The sequence below is a fragment of the Microbacterium sp. 05T445 genome, assembly GCF_056395865.1.
Window position 1 is genome coordinate 535,280 of sequence record NZ_JBFTKJ010000002.1, and the last position, 17,205, is coordinate 552,484.

Below are 17,205 nucleotides of genomic sequence, written 5' to 3' on the forward strand. Positions count from 1 at the left end.
GGATATGGTCACAGCATGGCGGAGAGACTGGTCGAGAAGCTCGCCGGGTCCGTCCCCTCTTGGGGCGCCCGCATCGCGTACGGAGAGAAGTCGACGGTCGGCGGGCAGGACATCGTCCCGGTCGCGATCGTCGCGTTCGGGTTCGGCGCCGGGGAGGGGTCCGGCGAGACGCCCCCCACCGAGAAGCTCCCTCAGGGCAAGGGCGAAGGCTCGGGTGGAGGCGGAGGCGGGATCGCGTTGCCCATCGGCGCCTACGTCCCTGGCCCCAGCGGGACTGTCTTCAAACCCAATGCGATCGCCCTGGTGATCGCGGTCACGCCGATCGTCATGAGCGTCGCCGCCGCCATCGCCAGCGTGACCGCGGTGCGAAGCGCGGTCAAGTTCTTCCGCTGACCCGCCGGTCGTGTCCGCCGCGGACTCGTCGTCACGCGGCCGTCGACCGAACTGCACTGCACCGCGCCATCCTTACGAGGCATCGGTGCACCCACTCGACGGATGCCCCGCTACAGCGGAGGCGCGCGAAAGTCCTCCTACTCGGCCGGAGCCACCGCCCGGTCGTCACCGGGCGGCCCGGCTGCAGCGAGGTACCGCTGCCCGAGGGCACGCAGGTGCGACCTGAGTTCGGCCGGTTCATCGACGGTGAAGTCCAGCCCGAGCATGCCGAGGTACGCGGCGATGCGCTCGAGGCTGTCGGCCCCCGTGACCAGCGCCGACGTCGACTCGTCGAGCAGCTCGACGGTGCCGACCGTCGCGTCGATGCGGGCAAGCACCTCGTCCGCGGGTGCCTGGACGATGACCCGGGCGTGGGCGCGCCAGCCGGCGCCTGCAGCTCCGCGCAGGACGAGGGTCGAGGCATCCGCCGGCAACGCTCTTCCGTCGAAGCGGCGGAACGTGCGCCCGCTGAGCTCCATCCGGTCGGCACGGAACGTGCGCCAGTCCTCGCGGTCGAGGTCGTAGGCGACGAGATACCAACGGCTGTTCCAGGCGACGAGCCGATACGGCTCGACGCGTCGTTTCTCCGACGGGCCGGATGCGTCGCCGGCGGCGACCTTCGCGTAGCCGAACCGACACCACTCGGACTCCTGGATCGCCGTCGCGAGCCCGGCGAGCACCGCGGGCGCGACGGGCGACTCGTGGCGTCGCGCGCGGGCAGGGGTCTGCGGTGTCTCCGTGGCGTTCCGCAATGCGGTGACCTGCTGCCGAAGCCGTGAGGGGATGACCTGCTCGAGCTTCGCGAGCGCGCGCGACGCGCTCTCATCGATGCCCGCGACGAGCTGCGGTGCGAGCGTCGACAGGCTGATCGCAATGGCGATCGCCTCGGCGTCGTCGAGCAGCAGTGGAGGCATCCGCGCCCCCGCCTCCAGGCGATAGCCACCGTGGACGCCGCGGTCGGTGGCGACCGGGTAGCCCAGTTCGCGCAGCCGATCGATGTCGGTGCGGATCGTGCGGCCGGAGACACTCAGTCGTTCGGCGAGCTCGGGACCGGTCCACGTCGGCCGCGCCTGCATGAGCGAGAGCAGCGCCAGCAGGCGCACGGCGGTCGTGGACATTTCTCGAGCATGGCAGATGAATCAGGAAGCAACCTCGCCACATTCACTCATACCTTCAGATCATGAGCGAAACCACCACCCCGTCCGTGTCCGCCACCGCCTTCGCCCCCGCCGCCCAGGCGGAGACGGGTGCCTCGATCAGGCCGTTCCGCGTCGAGATCTCGGACGCCGAGCTCGCCGACCTCCGCGATCGGCTCGCGAACGCCCGCTTCGCGCCGCCGGCACCCGGCGACGACTGGTCGTACGGTGCACCCACCTCCTGGGTGCGGCAGATGGCCGAGCAGTGGCGCGACGAGTTCGACTGGCGCGCCGTCGAGTCGAAGATCAACGACTACCCGCAGTTCCTCACCGAAATCGACGGGCAGCGCATCCACTTCTTCCACGTGCGCTCGGCCGAGGCCGACGCCCTGCCGATCGTGCTCAGTCACGGGTGGCCGGGATCGTTCCTCGAGTACATCGACCTCATCGACCTGCTCACAGACCCTGTCGCGCACGGCGGTCGCGCCGAGGACGCGTTCCACGTCGTGATCCCGTCGGTGCCGGGGTACGGCTTCAGCTCGCCGCTCAGCTCGGGCGGCTGGTCGTCGGCGAGGATCGCGGCCACCTGGGACACGCTCATGAAGCGCCTCGGGTACGAGCGGTACGGCGCGCACGGCGGCGACGGCGGCTCGCTCATCGGCCGCGAGCTCGGGCTGCTCGCTCCCCAGGGGTTGGTCGGCACGCACGTGCTGCAGCTGTTCTCGTTCCCGTCGGGCGACCCGGCCGAGTTCGAACGCCTGACGCCGAGGGACCACGAGGCCCTCGGCATCCTCGCGAACTTCCAGGCCCGTGCCGGGTTCTCGGCGATGCAGTCGACCCGCCCGCAGACGGTCGCGCACGCGCTCGCCGACTCTCCGGTCGGGCTGCTCGCGTGGAACGAGCTGATCGTCGGCTTCGGCGACGGCAATCTCCTCACGGCCGACCAGGTGCTTGCGAACGCCTCGGTGTACTGGTTCACGAACACGTCGGGCTCCGCCGCGCGCCAGTACTTCGAGGACGCACGCGTCGCCCCGCACGGTCAGCCGGCTCCGGTCAACCACACGCCTACAGGCGTGTCGGTGTTCGCGAACGACTTCCGCACGATCCGTGCCTTCACCGAGCGCGACAACGACAACATCGTGTTCTGGGCCGAGCACGAGGAGGGCGGACACTTCGCGGCGATGGAGGTGCCCGCGGCGCTGTACGGCGACATCCGCGAGTTCTTCGCGCCCCTTCGCTGACGCACGATGCCGGTGCGACGAGCGCCCGACGGCCCGCCGATGGCGGGTTCGTCGGGTGCTCGCTCCTTATGAGAGACCCGCACACCGCTCCGTCACCACTCGCGGGAGTCGCCCGTGTTCTCGTGGTCGAAGCTCACCCAGCCCGGCACACCGTGGCGGTGGTGCGTCCTTCCACCGTCGACGGGGGCGGTCTCGTGCCCAGCCAGCTGGTGGATCCACGGCGGCTGGTGGTCCAACGTCAGCGACCCTGTGCCAGTCGTGAAGTACGCGGCGATGGGAGGGCTCGCGACGAACGCGGCGGCCACGACAGCGCCATCGCGGACACGCACCAGCGCGTCGCGCGCCAGCAGATTGCGCATGAGCGTGGCGAACCCGCTGGGATCGACGGATGCCGGTTCCTGCGGCGCATCCGGCAGCTCCGAGCTCAGCTGGGCGACGATATCCGCACGCTGGACTGCCGAGAGTCGGGAGAAGGCGGCCGCGTACGCCTTGTCGGCGACACTCGCCGGCACATTCCCCAGGACGTACGCGTATCGCGCGATCTGCTCGTCCGAGGTGATCTCGTGGTCAGTGTGCCGCCTTCTCACGATCCCTCCCGGCCTGATGAGCGCCAGAGTACGCTGACCGGAGCGCCCGGTCGATGGGCGCGCAGCGGAGCGGGGTCTCAGTCGCCGTGCAGCTCCTCGAAGTACGAGAGTCCCACCAGCATCCCTTCGGGGCTGAGCAGCCGCGCGGTCGTCTGGCCCCACGGTTCGACCTGCGTCGGGGTGAGGATCTCGTGGCCCGCGTCGCGCAGCTCGCGTTCTCCCTCAGCGACGGCCGCGGGCGAGGCGAGTTCGAACTCGAGCCACGCCTGCGGTACGGCGAGATGTGCGGGCCACGCGGCCGTGCCGAACGTCGACTGAGCGGCATCCGTCAATCGCCACAGGGCGAAGGCCTTCACTCCGCCGAGCGCGTTCGTGTGGAGGTAGCCGGGCGGCGACTCGTCGAGCGGAAGGCCCAGGTCGTCTCGATAGAACGCCTGGGAGGCGGTGTCGTCGCCGACGATGGGGCCGAATCCTGCCACGAATTGCACGTCCATGCGCTCACCATAGGGGGCGGGCCCGACAGTGATGCGGGGCGTCACCCGCAGGTGTCGGTCCACGCCGCGATGTCGACGCCGTGGTTGTCGGGCGAGGCGAGCGACCACCACATCGGTGCATGCGAGGCGTCGGCGAGTCTGCCGCCGGCGGCGAGGGCGGCATCCACTCGCGCCTGTGCCTGGTCGGCCGGGACGAAGACGTCGAAGTGCGTGCGGCCGCGGGCGGGGGAGTCGCCGGTGATCGGATTGAAGGCGAGCTGCGGTCCGCACCGCAGCGGATCGACGGCATCCGTGTCGCCGAACGCGTCGTAGCCCAGCGCGGCGATGAAGAAGGGGCGCACGTCGGCCTCGGAGTGCTGCGCGACGTAGATGCCGACCGACTGCGCGCGCGAGGCGTCGGGAGTCAGGCGCAGGTCGGCGGCCGCCCGCGACACGTCCGCCGCGAACTCCGTGGCCGCCGCGGGAATGCACTCCGGGTCGCGATACGGCACGCGGACCACGACCGCCTCGGGCCGCACGTCGATGTCGGGAAGGATGCCGCACCTCTCGGCCGCGGCGACGATGGGCGCCATGAGGCCCGCGGCGTGGGCGAGCGAGGTCGCGGTGAACACGGCCTGCGGCCCCGTCCCGGTGACACGCCAGTCCGCGACACCCGGCGCCCGGTGGAACTCGGCGGGGGAGATCCACTCCGCCCCGCTCGTCGACTCGCTCATCAGGGCCTCCTTCGACACGTGGCGCCGTCCCCGGCCGCAGACGAGCCGGGAACGCATGCGGGCACCACGGTACTCCGGAGCGAGCGGATGCCGCCGCCCCGGCCGCCGCTTCACAGTTCGATGATCCCGATCCCACGCTCGATGGCGTCCTCAGGCTGGGGGGATGGACACGCCCGCTGCAGATCCGATGGTCTGCCCGACCTGCGGCGACCCCCTGCGGTTCGAGATCCTCGACGATGAGCGGTTCCTCGTGGCGTGGTCGTGCGTCACCTGCGGTCTGATCCGCACGACCGAACCGATCTAGGGGGTCTATCCCGCCGAGCCGCGCACCCGCTAAAGTCCGGTGCAGCGCGCGTCGAGCGGGGGGAGCCCAGCCATGGTCGGTATGCGAACGAGGATCGGCGCGACGGTCACGGCCGCCGCGCTCGTCGTGGGAGTGATCGGCGCCTCCAGCGCGGCGGCAGCACCCGACAAGCCCGGACAGCCTCGGTACACGGCGGGAGCCGCGGGCGCGGGGGATGCCTACTTCCCCTCGTCGGGCAACGGCGGCTACGACGTCCGGCACTACGACCTCGCGGTGACCTACACGCCGCCCGCAGCCGCGCCGGCACCGCTCGAGGGACAGTTCAGCGGGGTCGCCACGATCGACCTCGTCGCGGTGCAGGACCTCGACCGGTTCAACCTCGACCTGCGCGGGATGACGGTGCAGTCGGTGACGGTCGGCGGCAAGGCTGCGGCATCCATCGCCCCGCCCGCCCCCGGCGCCATGGTCGACGGTGCGGCGTTCTGGCAGGTGCAGGACGACGCGAACCGCGTGTGGGAGTTCACCATCCAGCCGCGCCCGAAGATCAAGGCCGGCCAGACCGTGCGCGTGGTCGTCGGCTACGGCGGCACCACCACGCGGCCCCTCGACATCGAAGAGGCGCTCTACGGGTGGGTCACGACGCGCGACGGCGCGATGGTCGTGAGCGAGCCCGAGGGATCGATGACCTGGTATCCGGTGAGCGACCACCCGACCGACAAGGCGAGCTACAGCTTCGCCATCACGGTGCCGCAGGGCAAGGTGGCCGTCGCGAACGGCACCCAGCCGAAGCCGGCGACCACCGCGGCGGGATGGACCACCTGGTACTGGGATGCCCCCGACCAGCAGGCCAGCTACCTGACGACGGCATCCGTCGGCGACTTCGACCTGCGCCGGACGTACACCTCGGCGAGCGGCGTGCCGATCATCGACGCCGTCGACACCAAGCTGTCCCCGCAGCGCCTGACCACGACGAACGCCAGCCTCGCGCTGCAGCCGGCGATGATCGACTTCTTCGAATCGCAGTTCGGGCCCTACCCGTTCGCCTCGTTCGGGGCCATCGTCGACAACGACTCCGTCGGCTACGCCCTCGAGACGCAGACGCGCCCGGTGTACTCCAGCCAGGCGAGCCAGGGGACCGTCGCCCACGAACTGGCCCACCAGTGGTTCGGCAACTCCGTGAGTCCGAAGCGGTGGCAGGACATCTGGCTCAACGAAGGCTGGGCGACCTACGCGGCGTGGATGTGGACCGAGCACACCGGCGGCCGCACCACCCAGCAGGCCTACAACGCCTGGTACGCGCAGAACCGGCCCGCCCAGTACTGGACGCTGCCCATCGCCGACCCGGGCGCTCTCGGCCTCTTCGCCTCGCAGGTCTACGACCGCGGCGCGGCGACTCTGCAGGCTTTGCGGGTCGAGGTCGGCGACACCGCGTTCTTCGCGGGCACGCGGCTCTGGCTGGAGAGGTACAACGACTCCACCGGCACGAGCGAGGACTTCCAGGCGGTGTTCGAGGAGGCATCCGGCGAGGACCTCGACGCGTTCTTCCAGACCTGGCTCCACGACCCGGTGAAGCCGCCGGCGACCTGGACGACTCCGTAACGGGCGGTGCGCAGGTGGGGCCCTTCCCTGGAGGTGCGCGCGAGACCACTATGGACGTGTCGGCATCGAGTGGTGAGGGGTCGAGATGAGCGTTTACCGAGTGATCGACGTGATCGGCACGAGCGCGACGTCGTGGGAGGAGGCGGCTCGCGAGGCCATCGACACGGCTGCGGGTTCCCTGCACGATCTGCGCGTCGCCGAGGTGGCGAAGCTGGACGTCGTCGTCGGCGACGACGGGACGCTGCTGTTCCGCGCACGGGTCCAGCTCTCGTTCAAGTACGCGCCGGAGTAGGCCGGCGATCGACGGCGGAGGAACGCGTCACCACCTCGCGTGAACGCGGGGGGACAGGTGGAGGGATACGGGGTGAGGTGGGCCTGACGAGTACGCACGTGATCAAGCCGCTCACCTCCGAGACCTTCCCGGCGTGGCTCGCACTCGCCCAGAAGCACAACGGGGTCTGGGGAGGGTGCTACTGCTCGTACTTCCACGGCGACACCGAGCACACCGTCAAGAGCGAATACGACGGGCCGACGTTCAAGCAGCGCCTCGTGGAGGAGGGCGTCGCACACGCGGCTCTCGTCTTCGACGGCGACGACGCGATCGCGTGGTGCGAGTACGGCAGCCCCGTCGAACTGCCCGGCATCTACCACCGCAAGGAGTACGACGCCGGCGAGACCCACCCGGCGCCGTGGCGCATCACCTGCTTCTTCGTCGACCGCGATCACCGGCGCTCCGGTGTGGCGCGGGAAGCGCTGGACGGCGCACTCGACCTGATCGCGCAAGCCGGCGGCGGCGAGGTGGTGTCGTTCCCCAACGAGCTCCCCGAGGGCAAGAGGACGTCGTCCTCGTTCCTCCACAACGGCACGCGAGCCATGTTCGAGAAGGCCGGGTTCACGTTCGAACGGCACATCGGCAAGAACAAGACAGTGATGCGCAAGACGATCCCGCCGGCCTACGCCGAGGGTTCACGTGGTGTGATGGAGCGGTGATCACACCCGACAACGCCCTGTCGCTCACCATCGCCGGAACCCCCGACTTCGGCAGCGAGGTGCTGAAGGCGCTGTACCGCATCACGGGCCGCTCCACCGTCGAACTGCGCCGCGCGATCAGCCAGGGCGAGCCGGTCTACGTCGCGGGGCTGTTCGGCAACGACCACATCCAGGTCGTGCCCCGGCTCGAGAAGACCGCCGCCTACCTCGACGCCCTCGGCATCCCGTTCGCGATCCACGAATGGGTCGATGGGGAGCGCGAGGAGATCTCGCGCGACGTGATGCGGCAGATCATCGAATCCGCCGACGGGGTGTCCTGACCCGCCCCGCGATGCGTCGCCGCGAACGCACCCGCCCCCTACGCTCGTCGTGTGCTCACCGATCGTGACATCGCCCGCTGGCGACTGACCTCGCAGCATCTCGCGGCACCCGTCGGCGGCGCGACGGACGTCGTGCGCTCGCTGCTGGCCGTGCAGGCCGAGAACACGTCGCAGTCGGCGTGGGCGGTCGCCACCCGCACGCGCGACCCGCGCCAGGGCGACCTCGCCGGGCTGCTCGCGAGCGGACACGTGCTGCGCACCCACGTGCTGCGCCCGACCTGGCACTACGTCCATGCCGACGACGCCCTCTGGCTGATCGAGCTCACCCGCGACCGGGTGCTGCCGACCGTGGACCAGCAGCTCGTGCCGCTCGGCGACCGGCTGGGCGCTCTCTCCGACACCGTGCTCGAGACTCTTGCCGACGCGCCCGATCGCACCCGCAGCGACCTTGCCGACGCGCTCGCGCGGCGTGGCCACGAGCTCACCGGCATGCAGCTCATGCTGCTGGCGGCGCACCTCGAGCTGCACACGCTGATCTGCAGCGGCGCTCCCCGTGACGGCGAGCACACCTACGCCCTGTTCACCGACCGGGTCGCCGCGCCGCGACGCCTCGACCGCGAAGAGGCGCTCGCCGAGCTCGCCTTGCGTTACGCCACCGCGCACGGGCCCGTCACCGACCGCGACCTCGCCTACTGGGCGACACTCACCCTCACCGACGCGCGCCGAGGACTCGCCGGCGCGGCCGACCGCCTCGCCTCGTTCGAGCACGACGGTCGCACGTACTGGCACGCTCCCGGAGAGCCCCCGGCATCCGCTTCGCCTCCCGGCCACCTGCTGCAGGTGCTCGACGAGATGTACCGCGGCTATCAGGACTCCCGCTGGGTGCTCGATGCCGACGGCCTGCTGTCGCGCGGCCGCGAGACCGCGATCGGCATGGCCCTCGTCGACGGGCAGATGGTCGCCGGAATGAAGCGCGCCGTCACGAAGCGCGCGGTGACGTTCGAGATCCGCTCCCTGCGGCGTCTCACCTCCGCAGAGGGGGACGCGATCGAGGATGCCGCCTCCCGCTACGCCCGCTACCTCGACCTCGAGCCCCGGCTCACGTGGCCGGAGCCGTAGCAGCAGGCGCTAGCCGCAGTTCGGGCGGCAGCCGCGCTGGGTGACCGCGTCGATCAGCACCGTGCCGATGTCGGTCGGCTGGAGTGCCTGGTACGCGGCGCCGTCGGTGGCCGCGGCGATCTGCTCGAGGGCGGACTGGTCGGTGTCGGGGCCGTAGCCGATCGCGATGACCGCGACTGGCTTCGCCGGATCCCGCAGCTTCTCGAGCTCGGCGAGCAGGCCCGGAAGATCGAGCCCGTCGTCGTCCTCGTTCACCCCGTCGGTGTTGAGCAGCACCAGGTTGACCTGACCGGGAACATACGTGTCGCGCATGTACTGCACCGCGGCCAGCACGCTGTCGTAGAGTCCCGTCCCGCCGCCGACGAGGCTGTCCAGCCCGTTCGCGGTGTCGATCGTGCGCTGCTTGTGCGCCGGATCGCTCAGCGGACCGAAGGGGACGACCTCCTGCCAGTCCTGCCCGCCGATGCGCCGGCTCGAGAACACCCACGTGGCCAGCGACGAGTCGGCGGACAGCGAGTTGATGGCGCGGACGGCGGCCTGCTCGAACAGGTCGATGCGTCGCATGTCGGCGGTCGCCGGCTGGAACATCGAACCCGAGACGTCGTTGAGCGACAGCATCCGGGACGGCGCCGTGAGCATCTGCCACGTGCGCAGCGCCTCGGCCTGGTTGGCGCCGTCGATGGGGGCGGATGCCTCGTCCCCGCCGTCCGCGGTGGACTCCGGCGCGGTGCCCGCCGCGTCGCGCAGCCCGTACTCGGTGAGGCGGGCGCCTCCGTCCGCCACGGCCGCGGAGAGCGCCTTCACGGCCGCGCGCGTGTCGTCCGACGCGTCGGCGAGCGTGACGAGGGGAATGCCCACCGAGGCCTTGACGTCGGCGGGATAGATGGGCACGAGGGGCGTCTGCGCGTCGTCGGCGTACTCCTGCACCGCCTGCTCCGTCGTCACGGCGACCGTCGGCGTCGTCGCGGCGGACACCGCCGCGAGCGCATCGGCGGTGGTGGGCACGACGCCGGTGTCGAGACCGAGGACGAGTGCGGTGAACAGCCTCGCGTCTCCGCCGACCGCCGTCTGCAGGGCGAGCAGCGCGGCGGAACTGGCGCCGACGGTCGTCGGATCGGGCAGCACGGCCGCCGCCGAGCGGGCCGCCAGGCTCGAGAACCCGGCGCCCGCCGTCCCGAGCGCGGTCGCCGTGGGCTCCGTCGCCGCGAAGACGACCGGGGTGCTCGCAATCGGGTCGCTGACCACCAGGTCGGCCGCGTCCACGCCAGTGAGCTCCGCCTGGCCGGCCGCCCGCGCGGGCCACATCGCCGAATCGGGCACCCAGACGTCGAAGCCGGGCTCCGACCCGGCTGCCAGCGCCGCCGCCGTCACCGAGCTGTCCTCGGGCAGGACCGTGACGTCGGGGCAGTCCGAGCCCGAATCGGCCAGGTCGGCGACGATCGCCTCGAGCGCCTCGGCCACCGCCGGATCGGCGGTGATGCGAAGACCCGACGGCAGGCATTCGCTCGCCGCCGCCGGCTCCTGCGCGGGCTCGTCGGCGGCACCACGCAGGAAGAGGATGCCGAGCACGACGGCGAGGGCGACGACAAGGAGGACGATGACGCCCAGCAGGATCAGCGAGCGCCGGCGTCGCTGCGCGGCACGCACCGCCGAGCGCGTCGGGGCATCGCTGCCGGCGGGCGTGTTCGGCTGCACTCGAACCACATGCACTCCGATGGACGGCGGGTGGGGCCCGCATACGGGGATACGACGTCGTATCGGGGGAATACGTCATCGTACGTGGGGGGATACTCCACGGGAGTCTAGGCGACAGGTGCGCAGAGCCGAAACAGTCCGCCACGACGCGGTCGGCTCCGATGCCGACAGCCGAGAAGAGCGGATGCCTCGACCCGAGGCATCCGCTCTGCTGCTCGTGAGATCGGGTCAGAGCACCACGAGGAAGCCGAGCACCGCGCTCGCCGCAGACAGCACGCCGAGGACGATCGACGGCGTCGCGTTCTCCTTACGGCGGACGTGGACGGCGATCGCGCCGATCATGACGATCGTGAGGGCGGTCGCGGCGAGGGGGGTGAGGATCGGGGCGATGCCGGTCAGCAACGGCAGGATGAGGCCGATGCCGCCGACGAGCTCGGCGGCGCCGATGAGCTTGACCGTCGGGTCGGCGAAGTCGTCCGCCCAGCCCATGCCGGCGGCGACGAGGGCGGACTTCGGGCGGGCGACCTTCATCGAGCCGGCGGTGATGAAGGCGAGGGCGAGCAGTGCGTTGAGGATCCAGAGCGCGATGATCATGCAGGTCTCTCCAGGTAGAGATCGTGGGGTCTGTTACTGTTTGTAAGCGACCTCATGATGCGTCATCTTCGGAAGGCGTGCAAAAGGCACACGGATGTAAGCAGGTGACATGCGATGGCGAACACGCTGACCGTCGAGATGCCGGGCGCACCGGCGCCTACCGGCTACGAACGATCCTGCGAGGACGGGCCCGCCGGAGGTGACCACGGCCGAGCCATCCGCGAGGTGCTCGACCGCATCGGTGACAAGTGGTCGCTGCTGGTCGTGGGCACCCTCCGCCGGGAGCGGCTGCGGTTCACCGAGCTGCAGCGGCACATCCCGGGCATCTCGCAGCGCATGCTGACGCTGACGCTCCGCCAGCTCGAGCGTGACGGCCTCATCACGCGCACCGTGCACGCCGAGGTTCCGCCGCGCGTCGAATACGAGCTCACCGCGCTGGGCGGCACGCTCATCCAGCTGGCGATGGCCCTCGCAGATTGGGCGATCGCCAACCACCCGGGCATCGAAGAGGCCCGCGCGGCCTACGATGCCGCGCACCAGCGCTGACCCTCGCGTCGCGAGTCGCCGGAGAGGTCGGAGGTCTGCCGAGATCCCGCGGTATCAGGGTGCGTCGGACGGACGCCAGACCCAGAGCTCGCGGATGTGCCGGTCGAGCGCGGCAGCAGCATCCTCGACGCGTCCGTCGCGAAGAGCCTCGTAGATGTCCCAGTGGTCGCGGTTTGCGCGGTCGTACATCGCGCGAGGTTCGCGGACGATCCGCTCGGGCGGGGGCATGTCCTCGATGAGCAGCTTGACGATGCTCGACTTCAGCTCGTTGCCCGAGCGTTCCCGGTAGACCCGGTGGAACGCGAGGTCGGCGCGCTGCAGATCGATCAGCTCCGTCGCCGTATCCATCGTGCGCAGGTGCTCGAGCATGGTGGCGAAGTCGATGTCGGTCAGATTCGCCGCCCCATCCACGAGCAGCGCGCCGTCGAGCTCCGCGCGCAATGAGATGGCGTCGTCGGTCAGCCGGGACCCGATGTCGTACGCGAGAGCAACGGGGAGTACACGGGGATCGAGGATGCTCCATTGCCCGCGGTCGCGGACGACCGTGCCGTCGCCCTGTCGAATGGAGACCAGTCCCGAGGACTCGATGGACTTGACCGCCTCGCGGATCACCGGCCGGCTGACGTTGAACTCCTCGACGAGGACGGGTTCCGGGGGCAGCGCGGTTCCGACCGGGTACTCACCCGCTACCACCCGGCGGAGCAGCTCGTCGGCGATCGGCGCGCTGAGACGCTGCGGACGGCGGCGTGAGGGCGACCGATCGGCTTCGAAGACCGCGCGGGCGTCCGGCAGCGCCCCTTCGCGCTCGGATGAAGCTGGGCTCGACACCGTCGGCATGCGCATCTCTCAAATCTCTCGTCGATCTGGATGAAACAATACCTTGTACGTCAAACATTAGACGTGTAACGTCTGATCAATCAACCGATGATGGACTCGAGGAACTGCTCAATGAAGATCACCCATATCGAGGTGCACCCGGTCAAGGTGCCTGCGGTCGACCCGCCGTTCCGGTGGCGCGCGGGCCTGCCCGGGAGCGCGGACTACGGCCCCAACGAGGGTGCAGTGCTGCGGATCGGCACGGATGAGGGCGTCGAGGGGTCGGCATTCTTCTCGCGCCTGGGTGCCACCGCACTGCTGGAATCCCTCGTCGAGCACGTCTACCGCCCCGAATACATCGGCAAGGACCCGCTGATGCGCGAGTGGCACTACGAGCGGATGTGGGAGCTGGATCGTCTGCACGAGTTCCCGTTGCCGGTGTTCGGCCTCTTCGATGTGGCCCTGTGGGACCTCGCCGGCCGTGCCGCGGGTCTCCCGGCGTACAAGCTCATGGGTGGCATGAGGGAGTCCATCCCCGCCTACGCGTCCACGGTCACCTTCGACACGACCGAAGAGTTCCTGGATGTCGCCTCGCAGTGCATCGAGCTGGGGTTCCCCGCCATCAAGCTCCACGCCTGGGGCGACGCGAAGCGCGACGCCGCACTGTGCCTCGCCCTGCGCGAGCATGTCGGCGACGAGATGGACCTCATGTACGACGGATCGGCCGGCTTCGATCTGCCCGACGCGATCTACCTCGGACGAGCCCTCTCGGACGCGAACTACCGCTGGTACGAAGAGCCGATGCGCGAGTTCAGCGTGAGCGCCTATCGCGAGCTCGCGCGCGCCGTCGACGTCCCGCTGCTGTCCGCCGAGACATCCGACGGCGCGTACATGAACAGCGCGGACTTCATCGCCTCCGGCGCGGCGACGTTCGGGGTCCGCACCAGCGCGGGACTCCGCGGCGGCATCACCGGCGCCATCCGCACGGCGCACCTCGCCGACGCGTTCCGCATCCGCGCCGAGGTGCACGGCGGGGGCGTCCACGCCGAGCACCTGTGCATGGCCATCTCGAACACGACGTACTACGAGTCGCTCGTGCATTCCAGCACGGTCACGCGCGAGGCCGTCGTGGACGCCGACGGGCTGGTGCATGCACCCACCGAGCCCGGCATCGCACTCCCCCCTGGTCTCGAGTACCCCGAGGCCGTCCGTCATCTCGCCCGGGCCGCATAGGCGCAGTCCGCGCGACAACCAAGAAAGGGCAATCACAGTGAAGTACAACCCTCAGCAGCGTCGTCTCCGGCAGGGAGCGGCCGCGGTCGCGGCCATCGCCGCCCTCGCGGTGCTCGCCGGATGCGCGAGCGCCGCACCGACCCAGACCGACAGCAACGGCGCCTTCACGCCCGTCGAGCAGGACGACAAGGCCACGCTCAACGTCCTGGTCGACCCGACGCGCCAGGCGGCCGTCGAGGCGTACCAGGAGGCGCACCCCGATGTGAAGCTGACCATCGAGACGTTCGACGGCACAGGTCTGCAGACCAAGATGTCGCTGTTCGACAAGTCGGGGTCCGGCTGGCCGGACGTCGTGTTCTCGCCGGTCACGTCCGACGTGGCGTGGGCGTCGAAGTCGAGCGGCGGCGGCGCTCAGCCGTACGCGGCACCGCTCAACCAGGATCTGATCCCGCAGTCCACGCTCGACGGCTGGGCCGAGGGCTCGCTGTCTCCGTGCGAGGCGAACGGCAACACCTACTGCCTCCGCAACGACCTCGCCCAGACGGTGCTCTGGTACAACAAGGCGATGTTCGACGAGTGGGGCTACGACGTCCCCGCGACCTGGGAGGAGTTCCAGGCGCTGGGCCTCAAGGTGGCGCAGGAGCATCCCGGATACCTCGTCGGCCAGTTCGGCGACCCGAACGCGCTCGACACCTACTTCTGGGCCAGCCGCTGCTCGGTCCAGGAGACGACGGACGACCCGAACACGCTGAAGATCGACATGACGACTCCCGAGTGCACGAAGATGGCCGGGCTCCTCGACACGCTGCTCGACGCCGGTGTCATGGGCAAGCAGAGCTACTTCGAGAAGGGTCTCGACGGCTCGAAGATGCTCATGGCCGTTGGCCCGTCGTGGTTCGGCAAGTACCTGTTCGAGGCGACGTACAAGACGCCGGCCGGTCAGATCGGCGTCGCGGACCAGCCGCAGTGGGAGGGCGACTCGACCGCGTCGAACGGCAACGTCGGCGGCGGCGTCTGGATGGTCTCCTCGCACAGCAAGAACCTGAAGACCGCGACCGACCTCGTCACGTGGGCCACCAGCGACACCGACTTCCAGAAGTCGGCGCCGACGTACCCGGCGAACAAGGACGCCGCGGCCGCGTGGCTGACGAACCCCAACAACATCTCCTACTTCGCGACGGACGTGGAGGCGCCCCTGCAGAAGGCCGCCGACCAGGTCTGGAAGGGCTGGGCGAACACCACGTTCCTCGACCAGGATCCCTTCAAGAACGTCGTGCTGACCGGGATCAACGCGGGCAAGAGCGTCACCTCGCTGCTGCCCGACTGGCAGACCGAGCAGACCAACACCGCGAAGGCCGCCGGCTACGAGGTCGTGCAGTAAGCAGCACCCCTGATGCGTCCGGGCGAGGCGGCGACGTCGTCTTGCCCGGACGCACCGCACAGCAAACCCGATCAGAGAGGATCTCACCGGTGACCACCCACGCGCAGCCGCTGAAGCAATCCGCACCGCGAGAGCGGAGCAACAAGGCCGGCTACGTGTTCGTCGCCGGGTACGCGGTCCTGCTGATCGCCTTCGGCGTCGTCCCCACCGCATACGCCCTGGCGCTCGCCTTCACGAACGACCAGTGGCAGTTCACCGGGCTGGGTCAGTTCATCGTCGTCGTCACCGACTTCCGGTTCCTGCGGTCGATGGGCAACCTCGCCGCATACATCTCCTTGTGGCTGATCGTCATCGTCGTGTTCGCCGTCGGGCTGGCGCTCGTGCTGCGCAACCACATCCGCGGCCGGATGTCGGTGTTCTGGCGGTTCCTGTTCTACCTCCCCGGGGCGCTGGCCGGGGTGGCGAGCGCGCTGGTGTGGATGTTCATGCTGTCGCCGCAGGTGAGTCCCCTCGCACCGCTGCTTCAGGCGATCGGCTGGACCGACTTCGGCAAGATCGTGCAACCGCAGAACCTCCCGGTCATCTTCACCGTGATGGCCTTCTGGGTCGGTGCCGGCGGCTGGATCATCATCATGTACGGCGCCGTGAACAACATCTCCGACGAGGTCATGGAGGCGGCCCGGATCGACGGCGCCTCGACGTGGCAGCTGGCGTGGCACATCCAGATCCCGATGATCCGCCAGTGGATCGTCTACATGGTGATCCTCGCGTTCGCCGCGGGCACCCAGATCTTCGTCGAGCCGCAGATGCTGGGCGTCGCCAGCAAGCAGGTCGACATCACGTGGTCGCCCAACCAGCTCGCCTACCAATTCGCGTTCGGCCCGATGTCGAACGCGAACGCCGCAGCCGCACTGTCGGTTCTGCTCCTGGTCGTCGGCCTGGTGGTCGCGATCTTCCTGGTCGCCCGATCGGGGCTGTTCGATGTGGAGGCCGAAGACTGATGACTGAGACACGGACCCTCGTGGCGCCCAGCGTCACCCAGGTCGCCACGCGCCGCCGCCCCATCGGGCAGATCCTCGTCTGGCTGATCCTCATCGCCTTCGGCGTGTTCTTCGTGCTCCCGATGGTGTGGCTGCTGCTCGCCCCGACGAAGACGGCGTACGAGGTCGAGCACCTGTTCCCGTTCGCGTTCGGTTCGCTCGCCGCGGTGGGGGATGCCTGGCAGAACCTGGTCGCGTTCCAGAACGGCATCATCTACCAGTGGTTCGGCAACTCCGCGCTCTATGCGTTCGGCGGTCTCGCACTGTCGCTGATCTGCAGCATCCCCGCCGGCTATGGACTCGCCCTCACCCGGTTCCGCGGCCGCAAGGTGCTGCTGATGGTGACGCTGGTCGTCATGATCATGCCGGCGACCACGCTCGTGATCCCGCTCTTCCTCGAGCTGAACGCGATGAAGCTCATCGGAACGCCGCTGGCGCTGATCCTGCCGTTCGCGTTCTTCCCGTTCGGCGTGTACCTGACCTACATCTACTTCTCGACGAGCCTGCAGCGATCCATGCTCGAGGCGGCACGGATCGACGGGGCCAGCGAGATGCAGATCTTCTTCCGCATCGCCCTGCCGCTTGCCCGCCCGATCATCGCTCTCGTCGCGTTCTTCGGGTTCGTCGGCAACTGGCAGAACTTCTTCCTGCCGTATCTGGTGATGCCCTCCAGCAGCCAGCAGCCGATCCAGGTGGGACTGAGCCAGCTCATGTCGTCCTCGCCGGCGTTCAACCCCGGCGGAACCGCGAACCTCGGCATCGACACCCCCGAGCTGGCGCTGGCCATCCTGCTGTCGGTCATCCCCGTGCTGGTGCTGTTCCTGTTCGCGCAGCGTTCACTGGTGGCCGGGATGTTCGCCGGCGGCACGAAGGGGTAACGGGGCCGCCCGCGGACATCTGCTGTCCGCGGGCTGCGCCATGATGGGCGGGTGGATGCCTCGACCTTGCGTCACGAGCGGCTCCGG

Annotated in this window: 20 protein-coding genes; 13 read left to right on the top strand and 7 right to left on the bottom strand. The window is 69.6% G+C overall.

Annotated features, from left to right (window positions below; genetic code table 11):
• Positions 1-15 precede the first annotated feature (15 nt).
• Positions 16-393 carry a hypothetical protein gene (locus tag AC1DDU_RS11970; RefSeq protein ID WP_477434363.1) on the top strand — a complete coding sequence of 126 codons (378 nt, stop codon included), beginning with the start codon at positions 16-18 and terminating at the stop codon, positions 391-393.
• Positions 394-530: 137 nt separating this feature from the next.
• Here AC1DDU_RS11970 and AC1DDU_RS11975 read toward each other — a convergent pair whose 3' ends face one another.
• Positions 531-1,550, bottom strand: a complete 1,020-nt coding sequence (locus tag AC1DDU_RS11975; protein ID WP_477434365.1) for a helix-turn-helix transcriptional regulator — start codon at positions 1,548-1,550, stop codon at positions 531-533.
• Positions 1,551-1,612: 62 nt separating this feature from the next.
• Here AC1DDU_RS11975 and AC1DDU_RS11980 point away from each other — a divergent pair, with 62 nt between their 5' ends.
• On the top strand, positions 1,613-2,809 hold the full coding sequence (locus tag AC1DDU_RS11980; protein WP_477434367.1) for an epoxide hydrolase family protein: 1,197 nt from the start codon (positions 1,613-1,615) through the stop codon (positions 2,807-2,809).
• 92 nt (positions 2,810-2,901) lie between these two features.
• On the opposite strand, the gene AC1DDU_RS11985 is transcribed toward AC1DDU_RS11980, so the two are convergent.
• The 3 genes from AC1DDU_RS11985 to AC1DDU_RS11995 all read right to left on the bottom strand — a co-directional run bounded on the left by AC1DDU_RS11985 (position 2,902) and on the right by AC1DDU_RS11995 (position 4,603).
• Positions 2,902-3,396 carry a hypothetical protein gene (locus AC1DDU_RS11985; protein ID WP_477434369.1) on the bottom strand — a complete coding sequence of 165 codons (495 nt, stop codon included), beginning with the start codon at positions 3,394-3,396 and terminating at the stop codon, positions 2,902-2,904.
• A gap of 77 nt (positions 3,397-3,473) precedes the next feature.
• On the bottom strand, positions 3,474-3,890 hold the full coding sequence (locus tag AC1DDU_RS11990) for a VOC family protein (RefSeq protein WP_477434371.1): 417 nt from the start codon (positions 3,888-3,890) through the stop codon (positions 3,474-3,476).
• A 41-nt stretch (positions 3,891-3,931) separates the two neighbouring features.
• On the bottom strand, positions 3,932-4,603 hold the full coding sequence (locus tag AC1DDU_RS11995) for a VOC family protein (RefSeq protein ID WP_477434373.1): 672 nt from the start codon (positions 4,601-4,603) through the stop codon (positions 3,932-3,934).
• A 163-nt stretch (positions 4,604-4,766) separates the two neighbouring features.
• On the opposite strand from AC1DDU_RS11995, the gene AC1DDU_RS12000 reads away from it, so the two are divergent.
• The 6 genes from AC1DDU_RS12000 to AC1DDU_RS12025 all read left to right on the top strand — a co-directional run bounded on the left by AC1DDU_RS12000 (position 4,767) and on the right by AC1DDU_RS12025 (position 8,935).
• Entirely contained in the window at positions 4,767-4,907 is a 141-nt protein-coding gene (locus tag AC1DDU_RS12000; RefSeq protein ID WP_477434375.1) for a hypothetical protein, read from the top strand.
• Positions 4,908-4,979: 72 nt separating this feature from the next.
• Positions 4,980-6,506, top strand: coding sequence for a M1 family metallopeptidase (locus AC1DDU_RS12005; protein WP_477434377.1), 1,527 nt, complete (start codon positions 4,980-4,982; stop codon positions 6,504-6,506).
• Between the two features lie 85 nt (positions 6,507-6,591).
• Entirely contained in the window at positions 6,592-6,798 is a 207-nt protein-coding gene (locus tag AC1DDU_RS12010; protein WP_477434378.1) for a dodecin family protein, read from the top strand.
• Positions 6,799-6,896: 98 nt separating this feature from the next.
• Complete coding sequence (locus AC1DDU_RS12015; RefSeq protein WP_477434380.1) at positions 6,897-7,496, top strand: N-acetyltransferase; 600 nt, start codon at positions 6,897-6,899, stop codon at positions 7,494-7,496.
• Positions 7,493-7,816, top strand: coding sequence for a hypothetical protein (locus AC1DDU_RS12020; RefSeq protein ID WP_477434381.1), 324 nt, complete (start codon positions 7,493-7,495; stop codon positions 7,814-7,816). Before AC1DDU_RS12015 ends, AC1DDU_RS12020 begins: the two co-directional genes overlap by 4 nt.
• A 51-nt stretch (positions 7,817-7,867) precedes the next feature.
• Positions 7,868-8,935 (top strand): winged helix DNA-binding domain-containing protein, encoded by a 1,068-nt coding sequence (locus AC1DDU_RS12025; protein WP_477434383.1) that lies wholly within the window; start codon positions 7,868-7,870, stop codon positions 8,933-8,935.
• 9 nt (positions 8,936-8,944) lie between these two features.
• Here the strand turns inward: AC1DDU_RS12025 and AC1DDU_RS12030 are convergent, their stop codons facing one another.
• The gene (locus tag AC1DDU_RS12030; protein ID WP_477434385.1) at positions 8,945-10,639 is read right to left on the bottom strand and encodes a vWA domain-containing protein; all 1,695 of its coding nucleotides are present in this window, start codon (positions 10,637-10,639) and stop codon (positions 8,945-8,947) included.
• A gap of 219 nt (positions 10,640-10,858) precedes the next feature.
• On the bottom strand, positions 10,859-11,224 hold the full coding sequence (locus AC1DDU_RS12035; RefSeq protein ID WP_477434386.1) for a DoxX family protein: 366 nt from the start codon (positions 11,222-11,224) through the stop codon (positions 10,859-10,861).
• A gap of 114 nt (positions 11,225-11,338) precedes the next feature.
• On the opposite strand from AC1DDU_RS12035, the gene AC1DDU_RS12040 reads away from it, so the two are divergent.
• On the top strand, positions 11,339-11,770 hold the full coding sequence (locus AC1DDU_RS12040; RefSeq protein WP_477434388.1) for a winged helix-turn-helix transcriptional regulator: 432 nt from the start codon (positions 11,339-11,341) through the stop codon (positions 11,768-11,770).
• Between the two features lie 54 nt (positions 11,771-11,824).
• Here the strand turns inward: AC1DDU_RS12040 and AC1DDU_RS12045 are convergent, their stop codons facing one another.
• Positions 11,825-12,613, bottom strand: coding sequence for a FadR/GntR family transcriptional regulator (locus AC1DDU_RS12045; protein WP_477434390.1), 789 nt, complete (start codon positions 12,611-12,613; stop codon positions 11,825-11,827).
• Between the two features lie 105 nt (positions 12,614-12,718).
• Between AC1DDU_RS12045 and AC1DDU_RS12050 the strand changes: the two genes are divergently transcribed.
• From AC1DDU_RS12050 to AC1DDU_RS12065, 4 genes are all read left to right on the top strand, one after another.
• Positions 12,719-13,819: an enolase C-terminal domain-like protein gene (locus AC1DDU_RS12050; RefSeq protein ID WP_477434392.1), complete on the top strand. Its 1,101-nt coding sequence runs from the start codon at positions 12,719-12,721 to the stop codon at positions 13,817-13,819.
• Positions 13,820-13,856: 37 nt separating this feature from the next.
• Complete coding sequence (locus tag AC1DDU_RS12055) at positions 13,857-15,200, top strand: ABC transporter substrate-binding protein (protein ID WP_477434394.1); 1,344 nt, start codon at positions 13,857-13,859, stop codon at positions 15,198-15,200.
• 89 nt (positions 15,201-15,289) lie between these two features.
• A complete protein-coding gene (locus AC1DDU_RS12060) occupies positions 15,290-16,201 on the top strand; it encodes a carbohydrate ABC transporter permease (protein WP_477434396.1) in 912 nt (303 codons plus the stop codon).
• The gene (locus AC1DDU_RS12065; RefSeq protein ID WP_477434398.1) at positions 16,201-17,118 is read left to right on the top strand and encodes a carbohydrate ABC transporter permease; all 918 of its coding nucleotides are present in this window, start codon (positions 16,201-16,203) and stop codon (positions 17,116-17,118) included. Before AC1DDU_RS12060 ends, AC1DDU_RS12065 begins: the two co-directional genes overlap by 1 nt.
• The last annotated feature ends 87 nt before the right edge of the window (positions 17,119-17,205 follow it).